Here is a 1,749-nt window from a genome sequence, read left to right as displayed (position 1 = left end):
GGGCGTCTACGCCGCCGCCCGGGAGCCGCACCTGGTGCAGTGGGTGGCGCAGCAGGCCGGGCGTTCGCGGCGGGTGGCGTCGGTCTGCACCGGGGCGTTTCTGCTGGCGGCCAGTGGCTGGCTCGATGGCCGACGGGTGGTGACCCACTGGACCCGCTGCGAGCAACTGGCCCGGGAATACCCGCAGTTGCAGGTCGAGGCCAACCCGATTTTCATCAATGACGGTGCGGTCTGGACCTCGGCCGGGGTCACCGCCGGCATCGACCTGGCCCTGGCCCTGGTCGAGCAGGACCTGGGCCGTGGGGTGGCCCTGGAAGTGGCGCGGCACCTGGTGGTGTTTCTCAAGCGCCCCGGGGGCCAGTCGCAGTTCAGCGTGACCCTTTCCCTGCAACAGGACGGTAATCGCTTCGACGACCTGCATGCCTGGATCGCCGAGAACCTGGCCATGGACCTGGGCATCCCGACCCTGGCCCTGCAGGCCGGCATGAGCGAGCGCAGCTTTGTGCGCCACTACCGTGCGGACACCGGGCAGACACCGGCCCGAGCCGTGGAGCTGATCCGGGTCGAGACCGCCCGCCGGCTGTTGGCCGATACCACTCTGGCGATCAAGCGCATTGCCGCGCAGTGCGGGTTCGGCAGTGAAGAAACCCTGCGCCGCGGCTTCCTGCGGGCCATGGGCGTGACGCCGCAGGCTTACCGGGAGCGTTTCAGCACCCATGAACTCAAGGAACACACCCCTGATGTCGTCTGAAGATCACGCTGCAACCGCCCCGCCAGGCCCGGCCAGCGAGCCGCCGCTGAAGCTGACCTGGACCCTGGTGATGCTGGCGATTCAACTGTCGATCCTGTTCTGGTACGTGGCCAAGCCCGATGTCACCGTGCATTACTCGGCACAGGGCACGCGCACCCTGAGCTACGTGCTGAACGTCCAGCACAGCATCTACCGTGGTCGGATCGAGCCCGGACAAAGCACCGGGGACAGCGGGCATATCTTCCCCGATGCCGACTTTTTCATGCAGTTCGACTGGTGGTCCAAGGACAGCCGTGGCTGTGTGGAGATCAACCCCAAGTGGCCACAGACCCATATTTATATCGATGCCAACGGCGAGCTGGATCGGCGCCCCGAAAGCGGCACCGATGTCGACCGCTTGTCACCCTGCAACGGCTGAGCTCAGCCCTGCACCAGGCTCAACTCGCCGTCGCGGTACAGCACTTCACGGCCGACCCAGGCCGGGTCAACCTGGGGTAGCACCGCCGAGGGTTTGCGCAGTTCGCGCAGCAGGGTCGAGCCGTGGGACAGGCGTCCGCCCATGCGCGCGATCACCGCGCGTGCCGCTTGATACTGCGCGTGGCGCCCGGGGTCCAGGGTGTCTTCGAGCAGGATGTCGACGCCGAGCACGCCTTGCACCTGCCCCGGGTAAATCATGAAGCCGCTGGCCTGTTCGCTGCCTTCGCGGCCGTCCTGCCAGAAGCTGCCGTCGCGGCTGCGGACCTCGGCGTGGGGCGCAAACCAGTGGTCGCGCTCGGCTTCGGGCATGGCGTGGTGCAGGCGGAAAAAGATCCGCATCAGGTTGTCGCGGTACCACTCGCGTACTTGCAGGTAGTAACCGCGCATCCCCGGCAGCCCCAGGCGATGGGCCATCCCCACCGCCCTGGGCCAGGCCGGCAGCGCCTGTAACGGCAGGTCGCTGCAGGCCGGGCGCGGGGTGCCGGGGTCGGTTTCCCAGGGCAGGCGGTGCGGGCTGTGCT

Annotated in this window: 3 protein-coding genes; 2 read left to right on the top strand and 1 reads right to left on the bottom strand. The window is 67.8% G+C overall.

Annotated features, from left to right (window positions below; translation table 11 throughout):
* Positions 1-751 (top strand): GlxA family transcriptional regulator (locus CF161_RS00075; protein ID WP_020294477.1); only part of this gene is annotated, 751 nt, incomplete at its 5' end.
* Positions 741-1,169, top strand: a complete 429-nt coding sequence (locus CF161_RS00070) for a hypothetical protein (RefSeq protein ID WP_020294476.1) — start codon at positions 741-743, stop codon at positions 1,167-1,169. The genes CF161_RS00075 and CF161_RS00070, both read left to right, overlap by 11 nt.
* Positions 1,170-1,171: 2 nt before the next feature.
* Here CF161_RS00070 and CF161_RS00065 read toward each other — a convergent pair.
* The coding region (locus tag CF161_RS00065; protein WP_020294475.1) for a PEP-utilizing enzyme at positions 1,172-1,749 on the bottom strand (578 nt) is incomplete at its 5' end.

The sequence above is a fragment of the Pseudomonas sp. CF161 genome (genome assembly GCF_000416215.1).
GTDB lineage: Bacteria > Pseudomonadota > Gammaproteobacteria > Pseudomonadales > Pseudomonadaceae > Aquipseudomonas.
This window is presented reverse-complemented; position numbering and strand designations above follow the sequence as displayed.